General features: G+C 69.6%; 15 protein-coding genes. 10 read left to right on the forward strand and 5 right to left on the reverse strand.

Annotation, left to right across the window (positions count from 1 at the left end; translation table 11 throughout):
* Positions 1–461: 461 nt before the first annotated feature.
* Complete coding sequence (locus tag QSJ97_RS09240; protein ID WP_285671449.1) at positions 462–1211, reverse strand: SDR family NAD(P)-dependent oxidoreductase; 750 nt, start codon at positions 1209–1211, stop codon at positions 462–464.
* 171 nt (positions 1212–1382) lie between these two features.
* On the opposite strand from QSJ97_RS09240, the gene QSJ97_RS09245 reads away from it, so the two are divergent.
* The 3 genes from QSJ97_RS09245 (at position 1383) to QSJ97_RS09255 (ending at position 4283) form a co-directional block, all read left to right on the forward strand.
* Positions 1383–2366 (forward strand): TRAP transporter substrate-binding protein, encoded by a 984-nt coding sequence (locus QSJ97_RS09245; protein WP_285671450.1) that lies wholly within the window; start codon positions 1383–1385, stop codon positions 2364–2366.
* A 79-nt stretch (positions 2367–2445) separates the two neighbouring features.
* Positions 2446–2997, forward strand: a complete 552-nt coding sequence (locus QSJ97_RS09250; RefSeq protein WP_285671451.1) for a TRAP transporter small permease — start codon at positions 2446–2448, stop codon at positions 2995–2997.
* 2 nt (positions 2998–2999) lie between these two features.
* Positions 3000–4283, forward strand: coding sequence for a TRAP transporter large permease (locus QSJ97_RS09255; protein ID WP_285671528.1), 1284 nt, complete (start codon positions 3000–3002; stop codon positions 4281–4283).
* 53 nt (positions 4284–4336) lie between these two features.
* On the opposite strand, the gene QSJ97_RS09260 is transcribed toward QSJ97_RS09255, so the two are convergent.
* Entirely contained in the window at positions 4337–5026 is a 690-nt protein-coding gene (locus tag QSJ97_RS09260) for a GntR family transcriptional regulator (protein ID WP_285671452.1), read from the reverse strand.
* Positions 5027–5493: 467 nt separating this feature from the next.
* Here QSJ97_RS09260 and QSJ97_RS09265 point away from each other — a divergent pair, with 467 nt between their 5' ends.
* The 6 genes from QSJ97_RS09265 to QSJ97_RS09290 all read left to right on the forward strand — a co-directional run bounded on the left by QSJ97_RS09265 (position 5494) and on the right by QSJ97_RS09290 (position 11392).
* Positions 5494–6600, forward strand: coding sequence for a TRAP transporter substrate-binding protein (locus QSJ97_RS09265; protein ID WP_285671453.1), 1107 nt, complete (start codon positions 5494–5496; stop codon positions 6598–6600).
* Between the two features lie 98 nt (positions 6601–6698).
* Positions 6699–7307, forward strand: coding sequence for a TRAP transporter small permease subunit (locus QSJ97_RS09270; RefSeq protein ID WP_285671454.1), 609 nt, complete (start codon positions 6699–6701; stop codon positions 7305–7307).
* On the forward strand, positions 7304–8731 hold the full coding sequence (locus QSJ97_RS09275; protein WP_285671455.1) for a TRAP transporter large permease: 1428 nt from the start codon (positions 7304–7306) through the stop codon (positions 8729–8731). Before QSJ97_RS09270 ends, QSJ97_RS09275 begins: the two co-directional genes overlap by 4 nt.
* Positions 8721–10148: an amidase gene (locus QSJ97_RS09280; RefSeq protein WP_285671457.1), complete on the forward strand. Its 1428-nt coding sequence runs from the start codon at positions 8721–8723 to the stop codon at positions 10146–10148. Before QSJ97_RS09275 ends, QSJ97_RS09280 begins: the two co-directional genes overlap by 11 nt.
* Before the next feature lie 3 nt (positions 10149–10151).
* Positions 10152–10439, forward strand: a complete 288-nt coding sequence (locus QSJ97_RS09285; protein ID WP_285671458.1) for a hypothetical protein — start codon at positions 10152–10154, stop codon at positions 10437–10439.
* On the forward strand, positions 10436–11392 hold the full coding sequence (locus QSJ97_RS09290) for a 2-hydroxyacid dehydrogenase (protein ID WP_285671459.1): 957 nt from the start codon (positions 10436–10438) through the stop codon (positions 11390–11392). The genes QSJ97_RS09285 and QSJ97_RS09290 overlap by 4 nt, the downstream gene beginning before the upstream one ends.
* Positions 11393–13304: 1912 nt before the next feature.
* Here the strand turns inward: QSJ97_RS09290 and QSJ97_RS09295 are convergent.
* The 3 genes from QSJ97_RS09295 to QSJ97_RS09305 form a co-directional block, all read right to left on the reverse strand.
* Positions 13305–14000 carry a type 1 glutamine amidotransferase domain-containing protein gene (locus QSJ97_RS09295; protein ID WP_285671461.1) on the reverse strand — a complete coding sequence of 232 codons (696 nt, stop codon included), beginning with the start codon at positions 13998–14000 and terminating at the stop codon, positions 13305–13307.
* A gap of 354 nt (positions 14001–14354) precedes the next feature.
* A complete protein-coding gene (locus QSJ97_RS09300; protein WP_285671462.1) occupies positions 14355–15185 on the reverse strand; it encodes a class I SAM-dependent methyltransferase in 831 nt (276 codons plus the stop codon).
* Between the two features lie 42 nt (positions 15186–15227).
* A complete protein-coding gene (locus QSJ97_RS09305; protein WP_285671463.1) occupies positions 15228–16319 on the reverse strand; it encodes a Rossmann-fold NAD(P)-binding domain-containing protein in 1092 nt (363 codons plus the stop codon).
* 734 nt (positions 16320–17053) lie between these two features.
* On the opposite strand from QSJ97_RS09305, the gene QSJ97_RS09310 reads away from it, so the two are divergent.
* On the forward strand, positions 17054–18649 hold the full coding sequence (locus tag QSJ97_RS09310) for a sensor histidine kinase (RefSeq protein ID WP_285671465.1): 1596 nt from the start codon (positions 17054–17056) through the stop codon (positions 18647–18649).
* Positions 18650–18692 lie beyond the last annotated feature (43 nt).

Genomic DNA, 18692 nt, shown 5'->3' on the forward strand with positions numbered 1-18692 from the left:
GGTTCCGGCTAAGGCGATACCTCCGGTTCCGCCCTGCGGCGGCGCATCCGTTCCCGGCAAGGGGCGATGCTTCCGGTTCCGCGCTTTGGCAGCCCATCCGGTTTCGGCAAGGGGGATGCCTCCGGTTCCGCGCTGCGGCGGCGCATTCGGCTCTGGCGGGGGATGCCTCCGGTTCCGCGCTGCGGCGGCGCGTTCGGCTCTGGCGGGGGATGCCTCCGGTTCCGCCCTGCAGCGGCGCATCCGGTTTCGGCAAGGGGGATGCCTCCGGTTCCGCCCTGCGGCGGCCCATCCGGTCCCGGCAAGGGGCGATGCGTCCGGTTCCGCCCTGCAACGGCCCATCCGGTTCCGGCAAGGGGGATGTCTCCGGTTCCGTCCTGCGGCGGCGGATCGGGGTCCGCCCTGCACCGCGGTGCAGGGCGGGGCTGCCACGCCCGGCCGGCGGCCGGGCGCTGCGGGGGGTGTCAGGAGAACAGCATCCCGCCGTTGATGTCGATGCAGGTGCCGGTCATGAAGGCGGCGCCGTCGCCGGCCAGGAAGGCGACCAGCCGGGCGCAGTCCTCCGAGGTGCCCTCGCGCTTCAGCGGCGTCGCGCCGGCGACCTTCTCGCGCACCTCGGGCTTGGTGAAGGTGTTGTGGAAATCGGTGTCGATCATGCCGGGGCAGAGCGCGTTGACGCGGATATCCGGGCCGAGCTCCTTGGCGAGCCCGCGGGTCATCGTCATCACCGCGCCCTTCGAGGCGGCATAGGCCACCGCGCCCGGCCCGCCGCCGTCGCGCCCGGCCTGGCTGGCCAGCGCCACGATCGCGCCGCCGGGGCCCATATGCGGCAGCACGGCGTTCACCGCGAGGTAGTAGGAGGTGGCGTTGAGGTCCATCACCCTGTGCCAGTGCGCCTCGTCCATCTCGGCCACGGTCTTGCGCGCCACCAGCCCGCCGGTGACATGGACGAGGATGTCGACGCCGCCGCCGAACTGCTCGCGCGCCGCGCCGACCAGCGCGGCCACGTCCGCGGCGGCGGTCATGTCGCCCTGCTTGGCGAAGGCGGCGCCGCCGGCGGCGGTGATCTCCTCCACCGCCGAGACCGCCCCGGCATCGCTGCTGTGATAGTTGATCGCGACCCTGGCGCCGCGCCGCGCGAGCTCCAGCACGCAGGCCCGGCCGATGTCGCGTCCGCCTCCCGTGACGATCGCGGTCTTCCCTTCGAGCTCCATTGCGTCTCTCCCTGTACGGTCTTGACGCGGCCCGCACGGACCGCCTTGCCATTCCAAACTGGTATGGTAGTATCCACGTCGCTGTCAAGGAAGCGCGTTCCGGACGGCGGAGGAAAGAACCCGCAGCGCCAGGCGCCAGAGCGGGCAGTCCAGGAAATGGGAGTTGCACGAATGAAACTATCCGGATCGGTCATCGCAGGCGGCGCCGCGGCGCTGCTGCTCGGCCTCAGCCTCGAGGCGGGGGCCGTCGAACTGCGCGGCTGGAACATCCATGTGGAGGACTACCCGGTCTCCCATGGCATGGAGCGGTTCCTCGAGGATGTCGCGGAGAAGACCGACGGCCGCATCACCGGCAAGGTGTTCCATGGCGGCGTGCTGGGCTCGCAGCCCGACGCGATCGAGCAGGTCCGCCTCGGCGCGATCGATTTCGGCGTGTTCAGCCTCGGCCCGATGGGCCAGGTGGTGCCGGAGACCAACGTCGTCTCGCTGCCCTTCATCTTCAAGAGCATCGAGCAGATGTACCGGGTGATGGACGGCGCCGGCGGCGAGGCGCTCGGCAAGGGGCTCGAGGCCAAGGGCATCGTCGCGCTGGGCTGGTACGATGCCGGCGCGCGCTCGTTCTACAACTCGGTCAAGCCGATCAACACGCCCGCCGACGTGGCCGGCATGAAGGTCCGCGTGATGAACAACGACCTCTTCGTCGGCATGATCGAATCGATGGGCGGCAACGCCACCCCGATGGCCTTCGCCGAGGTCTACCAGTCGCTCAAGACCGGCGTGGTGGACGGCGCGGAGAACAACCCGCCCTCCTACGAGTCCACCGGGCACTACGAGGTCGCACAGTTCTACTCGATCTCGCAGCACCTGATCATCCCCGAGTGCCTCTGCATGAGCAAGATCACCTGGGACCGGCTCTCGCCGGAGGATCAGGCCATCGTGAAGGCGGCCGGCCGGGCCAGCGCCGACTATCAGCGCGAGCTCTGGCAGGCGCGCGAGAAGGCCAGCATGGAGACCGTGCTCGCCGCCGGCGTGAAGGTCAACGAGGTCGCCGACAAGGCCCCGTTCCAGGCCGCCATGGAGCCGGTCTACGACCAGTTCCTCGCCGCGCATCCCGAGATGACGGATCTCGTGACCCTGTTCCGCAACGCGGAGTGATCCGCCCCGGCGCGGGCCGGCAGGGGGCGGGCCTTCGGGCCTGCCCGCACCGCCCGCGCCGCCCTTCAAGGGTCTCCAGATGACGTCATCCCCCTCTCTGCCCGCGCGCGCGGTCCGGCTCGCCGACCGGCTGCTCGGCCGCCTGCGCGATCTCTGCTCGCTGCTCGGCAGCCTCGCCCTCGTCCTGCTGATCGCGATCTTCGGCTGGCTGGTCTTCGGCCGCTACGTGCTGAACGCGACGCCGACCTGGGTCGAGCAGCTCGCCCTGGTGCTGGTCTGCTACATCACCTTCCTCGGCGCCGCCGCCGGGGTGCGCGACGACACCCATCTCGGCGTCACCTTCCTGCGCGAGTCGATGCCGCGGGGGCTGCGCCGGGCGCTGCGCGTGCTGGCCGATGCCGCGCTCGCGGTGTTCGGGGTGGTGATGCTGAGCGCCTCGGCCGATCTCGTCGCCTTCGGCTGGAGCACCAAGATCCCGATGCTGAACGTGCCGGAGGGCATCCGCACCTTCGCCGCGGCGGTGGCCGGCGGGCTGATCGCGGTCTTCGCCGCGGCCCGGGCCGGCACCCGCATCCACCGCTACTGGATCGCGCCGGCGCGCGCCGCCGCGCCCGTCGGGGAGGGGGAGTGACCATGGGACTCGCGCTGCTTCTCGGCCTCTTCGCGGCCGGCATCGTCATCGGCATCCCCGTCGCCTTCGCCATGGCGATCTCGGCCACGGTGGTGTTCTTCTACGAGGGCTTCCCGCTGCTGATCCCGTTCCAGCGGATCATCTCGGGCATCTCGATCTTCTCGCTGCTGGCGATCCCGTTCTTCATCTTCGCCGGCGAGATCATGCTGCATGGCGGGCTGGCGATCCGGCTGGTGCGCTTCGCCTCGGCGCTGGTCGGCCATGTCCGCGGCGGGCTGGCCTCGGTCAACATCTTCTCCAGCATGCTGTTCGGCGGCATCTCCGGCTCGGCGGTGGCAGACATCTCGGCGCTCGGCTCGATCCTGATCCCGGTGATGAAGGAGAAGGGCTATCGCGGCGACTATGCGGTCAATGTCACCGTCACCTCCTCGATCGCCGGGGTGGTGATCCCGCCGAGCCACAACATGATCATCTTCGCGGTGGCGGCGGGCGGCGGGATCTCGATCTCCAAGCTGTTCCTCGCCGGCGTGGTGCCGGGGATGCTGATGTGCATCTGCCTGGCGATCGCGGCCTATGTGGTGGCGATCCGGCACCGGTATCCGGCCGAGGCCTTTCCCGGCTGGGGCGCGGTGGCGGCCTCCGCGGCGGCGGCGATCCCGGGGCTGTTCACCGCGGTCATCATCGTCGGCGGCGTGCTCTCCGGCGTCTTCACGGTGACCGAATCCGGCGCCATCGGGGCGATCTATGCGCTGGTGCTGACCGGGCTCGCCTACCGCTCGCTGAGCTGGGCGCAGTTCCGCCTCGCGGTCGCCAACTCGGTGCGCACCACGGCGATGGTGATGATCCTGATCGGCTCGGCCGGGGCCTTCGGCTACCTGCTGGCGCTCTATCAGGTGCCGGGGCTGCTGTCGGGCTTCCTCACCTCGATCTCGTCGAACCCGATCGTGATCCTGCTGATGATCAACCTGATCCTGCTGATGCTCGGGATGATCATGGACATGGCGGCGCTGATCCTGATCTGCACGCCGATCTTCCTGCCGATCGCGCGCGATCTCGGCATGGACCCGGTGCAGTTCGGCATCATGATGCTGATGAATCTCGGGCTCGGGCTCTGCACGCCGCCGGTGGGCGCCTGCCTCTTCGTCGGCTGCGCGGTGGGCGGGGTGCCGATCGAGCAGGCGCTGCGCTCGATCTGGCCGTTCTACCTGGCGATCCTGGCGGCGCTGCTGGCGGTCACCTTCGTGCCGGCGATCTCGATGACGCTGCCGGGGCTGATCGACATCTGAGGGGGGAGGGGCGCCGCCGGCGCCCCCCTGCCGCCCGCTCGGTCGCCGCCCGCTCAGTCCTCGAAATAGTCGGGATAGGCCGCCTGCGCCTCGGCCACGGTGGCGTCGAGGCGGGTCAGGTGCAGGCGCATGGCGGCGATGGCGCCCGCGCTGTCGCCGCCGCGGAGCCGGGCATAGATCGTCTCGTGATCCTCGAGGATCTCGTCGAGCCCCGCCTTGTCGGCCAGCGAGAGCATGCAGAGCCGGTCGACATAGACCTTGTTCTCCGCGATCCGGCGAAACGCGAAGGCGCGCCCCGCGGCCTCGCAGATCAGCCGGTGGAAGTCGTAGTCCAGCGCGTTGAAGCGGTCGGTGTCGCGGGCCTCCACGGCGCTGCGCTGCATCGCCAGGCTCGCCTCGAAGCCGGCCTCGCGGCCCCTGATGCCGCGGTCGCAGGCGAGCCGGACCAGCTCGACCTCGAGGGCGGTGCGGATGAAGCGGGTCTCCAGCACCTCGGTTTTCGAGATCCGGCGCACCACGGTCGCCCGCTGCGGCCGGATCGCCACGAGATTGCTGTTGCTCAGCCGGATGAAGGCCTCGCGGACCGGCTGGCGCGAGACCTCGAAGCGCCGGGCGATATCGGCCTCCGAGAGCTTGGTGCCGGGGGTCAGCCGCATGGAGACGATCTCGGCGCGCAGGCGCTCGAAGATATCGTCCGCCGCGGTTCGCCGGACCGTGTCGATAGCGGAAAGTCGTCGGGACATCGCACACCTGAGGTTCTGGAGGCTCTACCATACCAGATAGCCGGAAAATGGCAAACCGCGCGCCCCGCGCCGCGGGTCCGCGCCCGGTATGCGCCCGGTCCGCGCCGGGTGGGCGAGGCGCCGAGCATTGCCGGAAAGGGCCGGGGCGACGAAGGGGCAGGCGCAGCAATCTTGCCGAATGCGGGCCGGACCCGGACGTCAAGTGTCCGTAAAATTCGGTATACCATGCAAAAAACATCTTTCTCGCCAGTGCTGGCTTCTGGCATACCTGTGGCTGTCAGGCTCCGATCGGGCGGCCCGCCCGGGCTTGGCAGAGGCCGAATCGTGATCCAGAATGAAAAACAGACGGGCTTCGATCGGCCGCTGGCCCGTCAAGAACAAATAAGGGCCGCGACCCGCTGCCGCGCTTTCAAGTCGATCAGCAGGGCAATGGGGCACCGAATACTGACAGAGAGGACAACGTCGTCATGACCGATACACAAGCTCGCCGCAATTTCCTGAAGGGCAGCCTCGTCGCCGGTGCGGCGCTGGCGACCCCGCATGTCGCCCGCGCGCAGGGGCGCACCCTCAAGATGCAGGGGGCCTGGGGGCCCTCGGCCATCTTCTCGGCGATGGCCGAGCAGTATGTCACCCGCGTCAACGAGATGTCGGGCGGTTCGCTCACCGTCGAGTATCTGCCCGCCGGTGCGGTGGTGAAGGCCTTCCAGGTGCAGGACGCGGTCTCCGACGGCGTGCTCGACGGCGGCCACCAGGTCACCGCCTACTGGTATGGCAAGCACAAGGCCGCCTCGCTGTTCGGCACCGGCCCGGTGTTCGGCGCCAACGCCTCGCAGATCCTCGCCTGGATCCATTTCGGCGGCGGCCAGGAGCTCTATGACGAGCTGATCAACGACGTGCTCGGCATCAACACCGTGGGCTTCTGGGCGATGCCGATGCCGGCGCAGCCGCTCGGCTGGTTCAACCGCCATGTCCAGTCGGTCGACGACATGAAGGGCCTGAAATACCGCACCGTGGGCCTCGCCGCCGACATCATGCAGTCGATGGGCGTCAACGTCACCCAGCTGCCGGGCGGCGAGATCGTGCCGGCGCTGGAGCGCGGCGTGATCGAGGCCTTCGAGTTCAACAACCCGACCTCGGACAAGGAGTTCGGCGCGCAGGACGTGGCCAGCGACTACCACATGGGCTCCTACCACCAGGCCGCGGAGTTCTTCGAGATCATCTGGAACCGCGATGTCTACGAGGACCTCTCGCCGGACGAGCAGGCGATCCTGAAATACGCCGCCGAGGCCGCCTCCACCGCCAACTACGGCCTGGCGATGGACAAGTACTCCGCCGACCTGCAGGACCTGATCGCCAGCGGCACCAAGGTGCACCGCACCGACAGCACCATCATGGCGGCCCAGCTCGAGGCCTGGGACAAGGTGCTCGAGGGCCTGCTGCAGGACGAGTTCTTCGCCAAGATCGTCGACAGCCAGAAGGCCTGGTCGGAGCGCGTGGCGTTCTACGACCTGATGAACTCGGCGGACTACAAGCTGGCCTACGACCACTACTTCCCGGGCAAGCTGCCGTTCTGACCCAGCAGCAACCGACGCCCGCAAGGGCCTGACACCGGAACACGGGGTGGGGGGGAGACCCTCCGCCCCGGCACGCATGGTTCAACTCGGGACGGGACATGGCCACAGCCATAACGATGATCGACCGGCTCACCGCCTGGTTCGGAAAGGCATTCGCCTGGTGCATCCTCATCATGACCTTCGGCACCGCCTATGAGGTGTTCGTGCGCTACGTGCTCAACGCGCCGACCTCCTGGGCCTTCGACCTGAGCTACAGCATGTATGGCGCGCTGTTCATGATCGGCGGCGCCTACACGCTGGCGCGCAACGGCCATGTCCGCGGCGATTTCCTGTATCGGCTGTGGAAGCCGCGCACCCAGGCGCGGGTCGAGATGATCCTGTATTTCGTGTTCTTCTTCCCGGGGGTGCTGGCGCTGATCTTCGCCGGCTGGAAATACGCCTCGCGCTCGATCGGCTATGGCGAGGTCAGCATCAACTCGCCGGCCGGGATGCCGGTCTATCACCTCAAGACGATCATCGTCGTGGCCGGCGTGCTGCTGCTGCTGCAGGGCATCGCGCAGGTGCTGCGCTGCCTGCAATGCATCCGCACCGGGCAGTGGGATGAGGCCGAGGACGATGTCGAGGAGCTCGAGCAGATCCTGCTGAACCGGGCACAGGAAGAGAAGGCGGCCGCCGAAGCGGCCAGTGCCCGGGAGGCCCGCCGATGACCGACCCGCAGATCGCGATCGCGATGCTGGCGATCTTCATCCTCTGCATCTTCTTCGGCTTTCCGGTCGCCTTCACCCTGATGGGGATGGCGGTGATCTTCGGCTACTACGCCTATTTCAACCCGGACCGGCAATGGCGCGCCTATGAACGCGCGGTGGAATCCGGCGACGCGGGATCACTGGAACTGGCAGGGGAATGGTTGGGAGGGTTCCTCAACAACAACATATTCAACCTGTTCGTCAACCAGACCTATTCGGTGATGACGAACGACGTGCTGACGGCGATCCCGCTGTTCCTCTTCATGGGATACGTGGTGGAGCGGGCCAACATCGTGACCCGCCTGTTCGAGACGCTGTACATCACCGCGAAGAACCTGCCGGGGGCGATGGCGGTGGCGGCGCTGGCGACCTGCGCGATGTTCGCGACCGCCACCGGCATCATCGGCGCGGTGGTGACCCTGATGGGGATGCTGGCGCTGCCCTCGATGCTGAAGGCGCGCTACGACGTCTCCTTCGCCGCCGGCGTGATCTGCGCGGGCGGCTGCCTCGGCATCCTGATCCCGCCCTCGATCATGCTGATTGTCTATGCCGCGACCTCCAACGTCTCGATCGTCAAGCTCTATGCCGGCGCGCTGTTCCCGGGCTTCCTGCTGGCCGGGCTCTACATGATCTATGTCGTCGGGCGGGCCTGGCTGAACCCCGCGCTGGCACCGAAGCCGCCGGTGGTCGAGGGCGAGCAGCCGCTCGGCACCGGGCAGGTGATCTACATGCTGGCGACCTCGTTCTTCCCGCTGGCCTTCCTGATCCTCTCGGTGCTCGGCGCGATCCTGTTCGGCCTCGCGACGCCGTCGGAGGCGGCCTCGATCGGCGCGCTCGGCGGGCTGCTGCTGGCGGTGGCCTATCGCTCGCTGACCTGGGACCGGCTGCGCGAGAGCGTCTATCTCACGGTGCGCACCTCGGCGATGGTCTGCTGGATGTTCGTCGGCTCCTGGACCTTCTCCTCGGTGTTCTCCTATCTCGGCGGCGAGAACCTGATCGAGGAGTTCGTGCTCGGCATGAACCTCTCGCCGATCATGTTCCTGATCATGGCGCAGCTCATCATCTTCCTGCTGGGCTGGCCGCTGGAATGGTCGGAGATCATCATCATCTTCGTGCCGATCTTCCTGCCGCTGCTGCCGCATTTCGGGATCGACCCGCTGTTCTTCGGCATCCTGATCGCGCTCAACCTGCAGACATCGTTCCTGACACCACCAATGGCGATGGCGGCCTACTACCTGAAGGGGGTGGCACCACGCGGGGTCGAGCTGACGCAGATCTTCAAGGGCGTGTTCCCCTATCTCGGGATGATCCTGCTCTCGATGGTGCTGCTCTACAGCTTCCCGCAGATCGCCTTCTGGCTGCCGGAGCAGGTCTATGGCCGCTAGGCCCGTGCAGATCGGGGAAACCGCGGTGCCCACGGCGCGCGAGGCGGCGCGGGCGATCGCCGAGGGCCGGCTCACCGCGACGGCGCTGGTGGAGCACTGCCTGGCGCGGATCGACGCGGTGGAGGACCGGGTCCGCGCCTGGGTGCATGTGGACCGGCGGGGCGCGCTGGCGCAGGCCGCGGCGCTCGACGCGCACCGGCAGAGCGGGCGGCCGACCGGCCCGCTGCACGGCGTGCCGGTGGGCATCAAGGACAACATCGACGTCGCCGGCCTGCCCTGCGAGCGCGGCGTCGCCTCCGAGGCGGGGCGCACCGCCGGCCGGGATGCCGAGATCGTCCGGCGCCTGCGCAATGCCGGCGCGATCATCCTCGGCAAGACCGTGACCACCGAGCTTGCCGGCTACCCGCCCTCGGTCACCCGCAACCCGCACGACCCGGCGCGCACGCCGGGGGGCTCCTCCGCCGGCTCGGCGGCGGCGGTGGCGGCCGGGATGGTGCCGCTCGCGGTCGGCTCGCAGACCAACGGCTCGGTGATCCGCCCGGCCAGCTTCTGCGGCATCTTCGGCTTCAAGCCGAGCTTCGGCACGATCCCGCGCACCGGGGTGATGCCGAACGCGCCCTCGCTCGACCATCTCGGCCTGATGTCGCGCGCGCTCGAGGATCTCTCGCTGGTCGAGCTGCTGGCCGGGGCCGACGGCGCCGACCCGGACGCCCATGCCGCCGCCAGCCCGCTCGCCGCGGTGGCCGCTAGCGCCGCGCCGGCGCGCCCCGCCTTCGCCTTCGTGCCGGGGCCGGCCTGGGATGCCGAGGCCGAGCCGGCCACCCGCGATGGCTTCGAGCAGCTCGCCGCGGCGCTCGATGCGATCGTCGATCCGGTGCCGCTGGCCGCCGTCTTCGACGAGACGCTGGGCCATATCCGCGCGATCATGGCGGCCGAGGGCGCCCGCGATCTCGGCCATTACCTCGACCGCGACCCGGAGGGCCTCGGCGCCCCCAACCGGGCGCTGATCGAGGAGGGCCGGCGGATCTCCGCGGCCGACTATCTGCGCGCCCGCGCCGCGCAGGCCGCGATGCGCGCCGGGCTCGGCGAGATCTTCGCGCGCTACGACGCGATCATCACCCCCGCCACCGCCGGCGAGGCGCCGCCCGCCGACAGCACCGGCAGCCCGGCCTTCTGCTCGCTCTGGACGCTGACCGGGCTGCCCGCCGTGACCCTGCCGCTGCTCACCGGGCCGAACGGCCTGCCGGTGGGCGTCCAGCTGGTCGGCGCCTGGCGCGACGATGCCCGGCTCCTGCGCACCGCGCGCTGGATCGCCGGGAGCCTGTCCGACAGCCTGCCGGACGACGTCCCGGGCACCCCTGGCACCCCCAGTACCCCCGGCACCCGCACCGACACCGACCGCCGAGAGGAGACCTGACCCATGCTCGCCGCGATCCCCATCCCCGTCCTGCTCGGTCTCGGCGCGGTCGCCGTGATCGTGCTGGCGATCTGCATGCCCGGCGCGCTGGCGATCGGCGCGCTCGCCTTCTTCGTCGCGATCATGGCCTGGCACGTGCCCGAGCCGGATCTCATCATCTGCATCTCGGTGGTGGTGGCGATGGCCGCCTTCGACTTCGCCCGCGAGTGGTTCCAGCATCGCAACGGCACCGCGGAGGGCGCCGCGGACGGCGACGGCGCCGGCGGCGACAGCGGGGAGGGCGGCCAATGACCCGCGTTCTGGTCACCCGCCGGCTCACCGATGCCGTCCATGCCCGCGTCGAGCGCGACTACGAGGCGGTGCTCAACATGGCCGACCGGGTGTTCACCCGCGACGAGCTGATCGCCGCCTGCCAGGAGGTCGACGCGGTGATCCCCTGCCATTCCGAGATCTTCGACGCCGCGGTGATCGCCGCCCTGCCGGACCGGCTGAAGGTGATCGCCAACCACTCCGTCGGGGTCGATCACGTCGATCTGGCGGCCGCGAAGGCGCGCGGCGTGATCGTCACCAACACGCCGGACGTGCTCTCCGACGCCACCGCCGAGATCGCCATGCTCTGCATGCTGGGCGCGGCGCGGCGCGGCTCCGAGGGCGACCGCATGGTGCGCGAGGGGCGGTGGGACTTCTGGTCGCCCGCCTTCATGGTCGGCCGGCAGGTCACCGGCAAGCGGCTCGGCATCCTCGGCATGGGCCGGGTGGGCCGCGCGATGGCCGATCGCGGCCGCGGCTTCGGCATGGAGATCCACTACCACAACCGCCGCCGGCTCGAGCCTGCGGCCGAGAAGGGCGCGGTCTATCACGACACGCTGGAGGGGCTGCTGGCGGTCTCCGACGTGCTCTCGCTGCACTGCCCGGCGACGCCCGAGAACACCGGGGTGATGAACGCTGCCGCCTTCGCGCGGATGCCCGACGGCGCGATCCTGGTCAACACCGCCCGCGGCGCGCTGGTCGACGAGGCGGCGCTGGTGGCGGCGCTGCGCTCCGGCAAGCTGTTCGCCGCGGGGCTCGACGTGTTCCGCACCGAGCCCGGCGGCAACCCCGAGATCGCGGCGCTGGAGAACGTCTTCCTGCTGCCGCATATCGGCTCGGCCACCACCGAGACGCGCGACGCGATGGGCTTCCGGGCGCTCGACAACGTCGATGCCGTCTTCGCCGGCCGCGAGCCCGGCGACCGGGTGGCCTGAGAACCGCGCAGCGGGCCGGCACGACGGGGCTGCGTGGCGGGCCGTCACGATGGGGCCAGCCGACGGACCGGCACGACGGGGCCGGCCGACGGACTGGCACGATGGGGCTAGCCGACGGACCGGCATGACGGGGCTGCGCGGCGGGCCGGAATGATGGGGCCGGTTGATGGGCGGGTGCGACGGGGCCGGCCGACGGACCGGCACGATGGGGCCGGCCGACGGACCGGCACGATGGGGCCGGCCGACGGACCGGCACGACGGGGCCGGCCGACGGACTGGCAAGACGGGGCTGGCCGACGGGCCGGCATGATGGGGCCGGTTGATGGGCGGGTGCGACGGGGCTGCGCGGCACGACCGCTAGCCGGATGCGCGCGCCGACCCCCGTTCCCCCGCTCCGCTCCGGCGGGCCGGGAGAGTCCCGAATGGCGCTGTCCGGCCGAAGGGTTCACGGGACGCTTCCCGGCCCCATCTCCCGCCGCGGTCCGGCGGCAGGTGGGTGGGCGCGCCCCTTTGCCCCCGTCCGGCCTTGTCCCGACTGGAGGTTCTCAAGACCCCACCCGCCCCGTCCCGCGGCGTTCCGGGGAGAGGTTCTTGGAAAGGTTCTTCCTCCCACCCCGCCGCGTCCCGACAGGAGGTTCGCAGAACCCTTCCCGCCCTCGCCCACGGCGTTCCGACGAGAGGTTCACAGGAATATTCCTCCCCCGCCTCGCCGCGTTCCGGAAGGAGGTTCGCGGGAACCTTCCCACCATCGCCCACGGCGTTCCGACGGGAGTTTCACAGGAACATTCTTCCCCCGCCCCGCAGCGTTCCGGAAGGAGGTTCGCGGGAACATTCCTCCCCCCACCCCGCCGCGTTCCGGCAGGAGGTTCGACGGAACCTTCCCGCCCGCACCTCTCAGCATTCCAATGGGAGGTTCGCGGGAACATTCTTCCCCGATCCCGCGGCGTTCCGAGGGAAGGTTCGCAGGAACCTTCCTGCCCGCACCTGCCGGGTTCCGAGGGGAGGTTCGCGGGAACCTTCCTGCCTCCCTCCTGCTGCGTTCGGAGGGGAGGTCTGCGGGAACCGTTCCGCACGCGCCCCGTCGCGTTCCGAAGAGAGGTTCGCAGGAACCGTCCGGCACGCGTCTGCAGCGTTCCGACGGGAGGTTTGCGGGAACCATTCCGCGCGCGCCCCGTCGCGTTCCCAAGAGAGGTTCGCGGGAGCCGTCCGGCCCGTGCCCGCAGTGTTCCGACGGGAGGTTCTCGGGAACCTTCTCGCCTCCGACCTACCGCGTTCCGGGGGGAGGTTCGGAGGAACCTTTCAGGCCGCACCCGCAGCGTTCGGAGGGGAGGTTCGCGGGATCGGTTCCGCCAGCACACCGCCGCGTTCCGAGGAGCGGTTTGCGGGAGGCTTTCTGCCTCCGCCCTGCTGCGGTCGGCGGGGAGGCTTGCAGGGAGCCTTCCGGCTTCGCGCCGCGACGTGCCTGCTGGGCGCCGCGGGATCGTTCCCGCCTTCGCCCCGCCGGGTTCGGAGGCGAGGCTTGCGGGGACTTTGCCACCCTCGCCCCGTGGTGTTCGGCGGGCGGCTTGGGGGAACGCGTTTGCCTTCCTGCGGCGTTCCGAGGGGGTGGTGGCGGCGATTTCCTTGCCCTTGCCCCGCCCGGCAGCGGGGGGATGGGCGGTTTGGCCGAGCCGGCCCGAAACGGTCCGAACCGCTCCGCCCTGGCGCCCGGGGCGCCCGGGGCGGGTGGGCGGACTGCGGCTCCGGCCTCGGGCGGGTGTGGCGGGCGCGGGCGCTCGGCCGGTGCCTCCGGCCACGTGCGGGTGTGGCGGGCGCGGGCGCTTGGCCGGTGCCTCCGGCCTCGGGCGGGTGTGGCGGGCGCGGGGGAGGTGGTGCCCCGGCTCCGGCCACGCCACCGGGGGCGGGTCGCGGCTCAGGCGGCGGCGCGGGTCTCGGCGAGCGCCGCGAGCAGCGCCGCGGCCACCGCGGCCGAGGAGGCCGGGTTCTGCCCGGTCACCAGCCGTCCGTCGCGCAGCGCATGGGGCTCCCAGTCCGGCCCGGTCTCGACCCGGGCGCCGAGCGCGCGCAGCCGGCTCTCGAGCAGGAAGGGCACCACCGCCTCGAGGCCGGTGGCGCGCTCCTCGCTGTCGGTGAAGGCGCTGACCCGGCGGCCGGCGACCAGCGGCCGGCCCTCGAGCTCGACGCCGACCAGCGCCGCCGGGCCGTGGCAGACCGCGCCGAGCACCGCGCCGGCGGCCCAGGCGCGGGCGAGGAAGCGGGCCAGCGCCGGGCTGCCGGCGAGATCCCACATCGCGCCGTGGCCGCCGGGGACGAAGACCGCGCCGAAGGCGGTGGGATCGAGATCGACCAGCGCCGCCGGGGCGTCGAGGGAGACCGCGATCTCCGGGCGCGCGCGGAAGCTCCGCAGCGCCTCCGGCGCCTCGTCCTGCGGCTCGGACTTGGGATCGACCGGGATCGGGCGGCCGGCGATGGTGGCAATCTCGACGCCGTGGCCGGCCGCGCGGAAGGCGAGCCAGGGGGTGGCGAGCTCGTCGAGCCAGACGCCGGTGGGATGGCCCGCCGCGCCCATGCGGTCGGCGGCGGTGGCGATGATCAGGATCGTCGACATGGCGGTGCTCCGTCTCGTGGTCGGTATCGGGGCTGTCGGCCCGGGGAGATCGCGAGATAGGGAGCGCGTGCCTGATTGCCATCCCGAAGGATCTCCCGGGCGGGCCTGCGGACACGGAAACCGGCGTTGCGCGCGCGGGCCTTGACGGCGGCGCGGCGGCCGGGGGCTGCGGATGGGAAAGGGGGCCGGACTGGCGGGGGGGGGCTGACTGGCGCGGAAGCCGGGCCCTGCGCCCGGACGGGGCTGCGCCGCGCCCCGGAAGGAGAGCAGGCCGGGACCCCCCCGGGCCCGGCCGTGTCTCACCCTCTGGGCACCGGTTTCGCCGGTGCCGTCATGTGGTGCCGGGCGAACGCCTCAGCAGGTCTTCTTCAGCGTGCCGCCCTTGCAGATCAGCAGGCTGCTGTTGCACCAGCCCTTGAGGATGCCGAGGCGGTTCATCAGCCCGGTCACGGCGATCTCGGCGGTCTTGAACGGTGCCCATTCGAACACGGTGCCGCGGAGATACTTGAACAGCCGGCCATGGGCGTTGGTCTCGGTGTACCAGGGGCTCAGCATCGGCAGATAGGGCAGGCAGGAGAGGTAGCCGATGCCTTCGATCTTCTCGATGTTGGTCACCTTCTCGATGATGCCGGACCATTCCTTGAGCGTGAAGCGGACCTCGTGCTCGGGATAGGTCAGGTGGCTCAGCTTGAGCCGGTCGAGCCGGTAGAGCTGCGGCACGATCACCAGCACCATGCCGTGCTCGGGGATCAGCCGGTGGCACTCCTGCATCACCGTCTGGATGTCGCGCTCCTTGCCGGGCAGGTGCTCCAGCACGTCGAGCAGCATGATCACGTCCGGCACCCAGGGCAGGCGGTGACGCTGGGCGTAGAGCTCGCGCACATCCATCACGATGTCCGGGTCGAAGGTGGCCTCGTAATCGACGCCGCAATACTCGAACTCGAGATCGTTGCCCTCGAGGTACTCGCGCGAGATCGAGGTCGAGCAGCCGAGATCGAGCACCCGCGGCGGGCGGCCGAGCTCCTTGCCGAGGGCGCGGATCTTCTCCGCCACCATGCGGAACTTCACGGTGCCGTAGAGGTTCGGCGCCTGGCCCTTCAGCTTCTGCACCAGGTAGGGCGAGTGGACGACGGGGGCTTCGTCGATGGTGAGTTGCGGCAGGGCACCCGAGATATGCATGTTCATGTGTTGTCCTCCTTACGTAATGGTCGGGTCGTCACGGCGTCGTCAGAGTTCGGCGGCGAGGGGTGGAAGCTCGGCGTCGTCGATGTGCTGCGGCGAGGTGCGGTCGCGCAGCTCGAGCCAGATCTCGGCGCAGAAGCATTCGAGATCGCGGCCGATCGGGTGGATGCCCGGGTCGTGCTCCCCGCGGGAGAGCGTGTGCATGAGGGCGATCAGCTCGGCGAGGATGGTCTCGACGATCTCGTCGGGCACGCTGCCGGAGCCGGGGATGAAATTGGCCGGGAAGCCGTTGTTCACCAGGAGCAGGTTGCGCGCGGTGCGGGCGCGCTCGTCGACCAGGTGATAGGCGTCCAGCACGTCGTTGATGCGGCTGCGCGGCTGGGCCTGCAGCCAGGCGACGTCGATCTCGTGCTGGCGCGAGCTGGCGCTGGCCACGAGGGCGCCGTCGGGGATCCGGGCGAGCACCTCCGGGGTGATCGACTGGCGGCCGGTGGCGCCGACCACGAGGGCGCTGCGCTCGAGATGGTCGCCATGGCGCGAGGCGTGGAAGCCGTCGAGCCGGGCCTCGGCGATCTTCAGCGGATCGACCTCGACCACCGAGGGGATCATGTCGAGCCGGCGCAGCGCGCGGGCCACGCCCGAGCCGATCCAGCCGGCGCCGAACACCGTGGCATAGCGCCCGGCCAGCGAGATCCCGAGCTCGCGGGCGACGCCGTCGAGGCAGCGCGCGATGGTCTCGCCGCAGCGCTTGGCCTCGAGGCGCTTGAGCTCGCTGCCGGCGCAGTGCAGCACGGGAATCTGCAGCTCGATCTCCTGGTCGCGCCAGACCCCCTGCTTGGTGAGCTCCACCACGCCCTTCACGAGATGCAACTGGTCCCGGAAGTACTTGTGCAGAATCGGGACGACAAAACCGCCGACTTCCTGAATAATCAGGCGCTGCCCGTTCTGGCGGCACTGCGTCAGCGAACGCGCCAATTGCTTGACAAGCGCCGCCTCCATCTCCCCCATGTTCTGAGTAATGCACACTCTATCGCCATAGAGCCGGGTCCAGCGCTCAATAATGTCGGTCCGGTTCGACGAATAGGGCACGCCGAAGATCGCATCGAGCTCGATATGCGGTGCCAGCGCGTCAATCATTCGTTGGGTGTCGTCAAAGAGGTGTGCGACAAGAATGTAGCGATGTTGCGTATCTCGCGTGTAGTTGAGTCGCCTCACAACAGAATTCAGTAGATCACTCGTGTCTCGCGCAACGGGCGCAGTACACAGAGGGGTCGATTGCGTTCCGCTTGGGAGGGTTGATCTTACTTCCATTGTACACCTGCGTTCGCTGTAACCCAATGAAGGGATGTTGTCGTCCTTCGAACACAAAGGCAGAAGTTGCGCGTGAAGGGAAGGTGATTTGGGCGAAATTGCGAAAAAAATTTGGCAACTCGGACATAATTCGAGTTGACAGTTTTTTATACTCTATTTTTACTTATAAATTAGTTAAAATTTGCGATTCGCGACGGGTGAATTGCCGATCTGCTGCCGGTTTCGCGCAGCTTCGCAGGCCGCAGCGCCGCCAGGGGCACTGTGCAGTGCAAGGTGATTCGCAAAATCTCGAATGCTGGCAACCATCCGGCGAGCCGGTTGCCGATTGCGGCGGTGTCGTGGCAGCCCGGTGGCGGCTCGGTGGCCATCCTGTGATCGCGCTTCCCGCACCGCGGGCACAGGGCAAAAAAAGTGCCGGATTTGTCGTTATTCGGACGCTATGGCAATTTCCTGTCTACCAATTGGTGTAACATCATTGCAGGCTGCAAGCGGCAGAGTGCACCGGCACGCGCGCACCCATCCCTTGCATAAGCGCACGGAAAGCGATTTGAGAGCGTTGCATGAAGACCCCGTCTGATCCGCACGACACGCCGCGCGAGACCCTGCCAGCGGCGATCCGCTCGGTCCCCGTCGTCACCCCGGCGGATGTGGTGCTGCGCCTGCGCACCGCGATCTGGGTGTTCGACTTTGACACCATGCGGATCGTCTGGGCCAACCCGGCGGCGCTGAAGCTCTGGGATGCCGGCAGCGTCGAGGCGCTGGTGCGGCGCGACATGCGCTCGGAGATGTCGAATTCGGTGAAGACCCGGCTCGAGCAGCACCAGGAGGACTTCACCCGCTATCCCGACCGCGAGATCTCCGAGCTCTGGACCCTCTACCCGGAGGACCGTCCGGTGCGCGTGCAGGCGATCCTGCGCCGCCACGAGCTCGAGCCCGGCCGCTTCGGCATGCTGGTGGAGGCCCGCCCCGAGGAGGTCAGCGCGCCGGAGACGATCCGCAGCGCCGATGCGCTGCTGCATGCGCAGACCATCATCGCGCTGTTCGACCAGTCGGGCCGGGCGCTCTATGGCAACCCCGCCTTCCGCACCACCTTCGGCCCCGGCGAGCAGGTCTTCGGCCGCGAGTTCGCCTCGCCGGCGGATCTGCTGGAATGCTTCGACGGGCTGAAGCGCCACGGCGAGCACCGCATGACCACGCTGGTGCACACCCGCCACGGCAAGCGCTGGCTCGACATCCACGCGATCCGCTGCAAGGACGCGGTGACCGGCGACGGCGCGTTCCACGTGAACATGCTCGACGTCACCGAGGCGCGCGAGCACGCGCAGGAGCTGGCCGAGGCGCGCGACATGGCCGAGCGGGCAGTGCGGGCGCGCTCGCAGTTCCTGGCGGTGATGAGCCACGAGCTGCGCACCCCGCTGAACGGCATCCTCGGCATGGTGAACCTCTTGCAGAACTCGCGCATCGCGGGCGAGCAGAAGGGCATGCTGGACGTGATCGGCCAGTCCGGCGAACTGATGCTCGACCTGGTCGGCAACATCCTGCACCTGGTGGAGATCGAGAGCGGCGGGCTCTCGGTGCGCGCCGAGGAGTTCGACCCGGTGCTGCTGATGGATGCGGTGGTCGAGGCCGCGAAGGAGGCCAACAACTGCCGCGAGCTCACGGTGCTGAGCTCCTCGCATTTCGACGGGCCGACGCTGTTCCGCCACGACCCGGACCTGATCAAGCAGGTGCTGCGGGTGCTGATCGACAACGCGGTGAAGTTCACCGAGCGCGGCTTCGTCTCGGTGCGCGTGGGCGCCTCGGCCAGCGGCACCGGGCTGCTCTTCGAGGTCGCCGATACCGGGCCGGGCATCCCGGCGGAGGATATCGAGCGGATCTTCAACTGCTTCTTCCAGGGCGACAGCTCCTCGACCCGGCGGGTCGGCGGCACCGGCATCGGGCTGGCCATCGCGCAGGCCATCGTCGCGCAGTGGGACGGGGTCATCGAGGTGCGCAGCGAGCTTGGCCGAGGCAGCATCTTCAGCTTCGAGGTGCCGGCGATGCGCGTCTCGATGATCGGCCCCGGCGAGGGCGATCCCGGCTCCGGCGGCGGCCCGGGCTACGATCCCGGCCCGGGCTCCGGCCGCGGGCCGCATCTCAAGGTGGTGTCGCCATGAGCGGGGCAGCGCGGATCGGCGCGCCGGGCGGCATGGCCCGCCG

This window comes from Paralimibaculum aggregatum (assembly GCF_030270585.1).
Taxonomy (GTDB): Bacteria; Pseudomonadota; Alphaproteobacteria; order Rhodobacterales; family Rhodobacteraceae; genus Thermohalobaculum; species Thermohalobaculum aggregatum.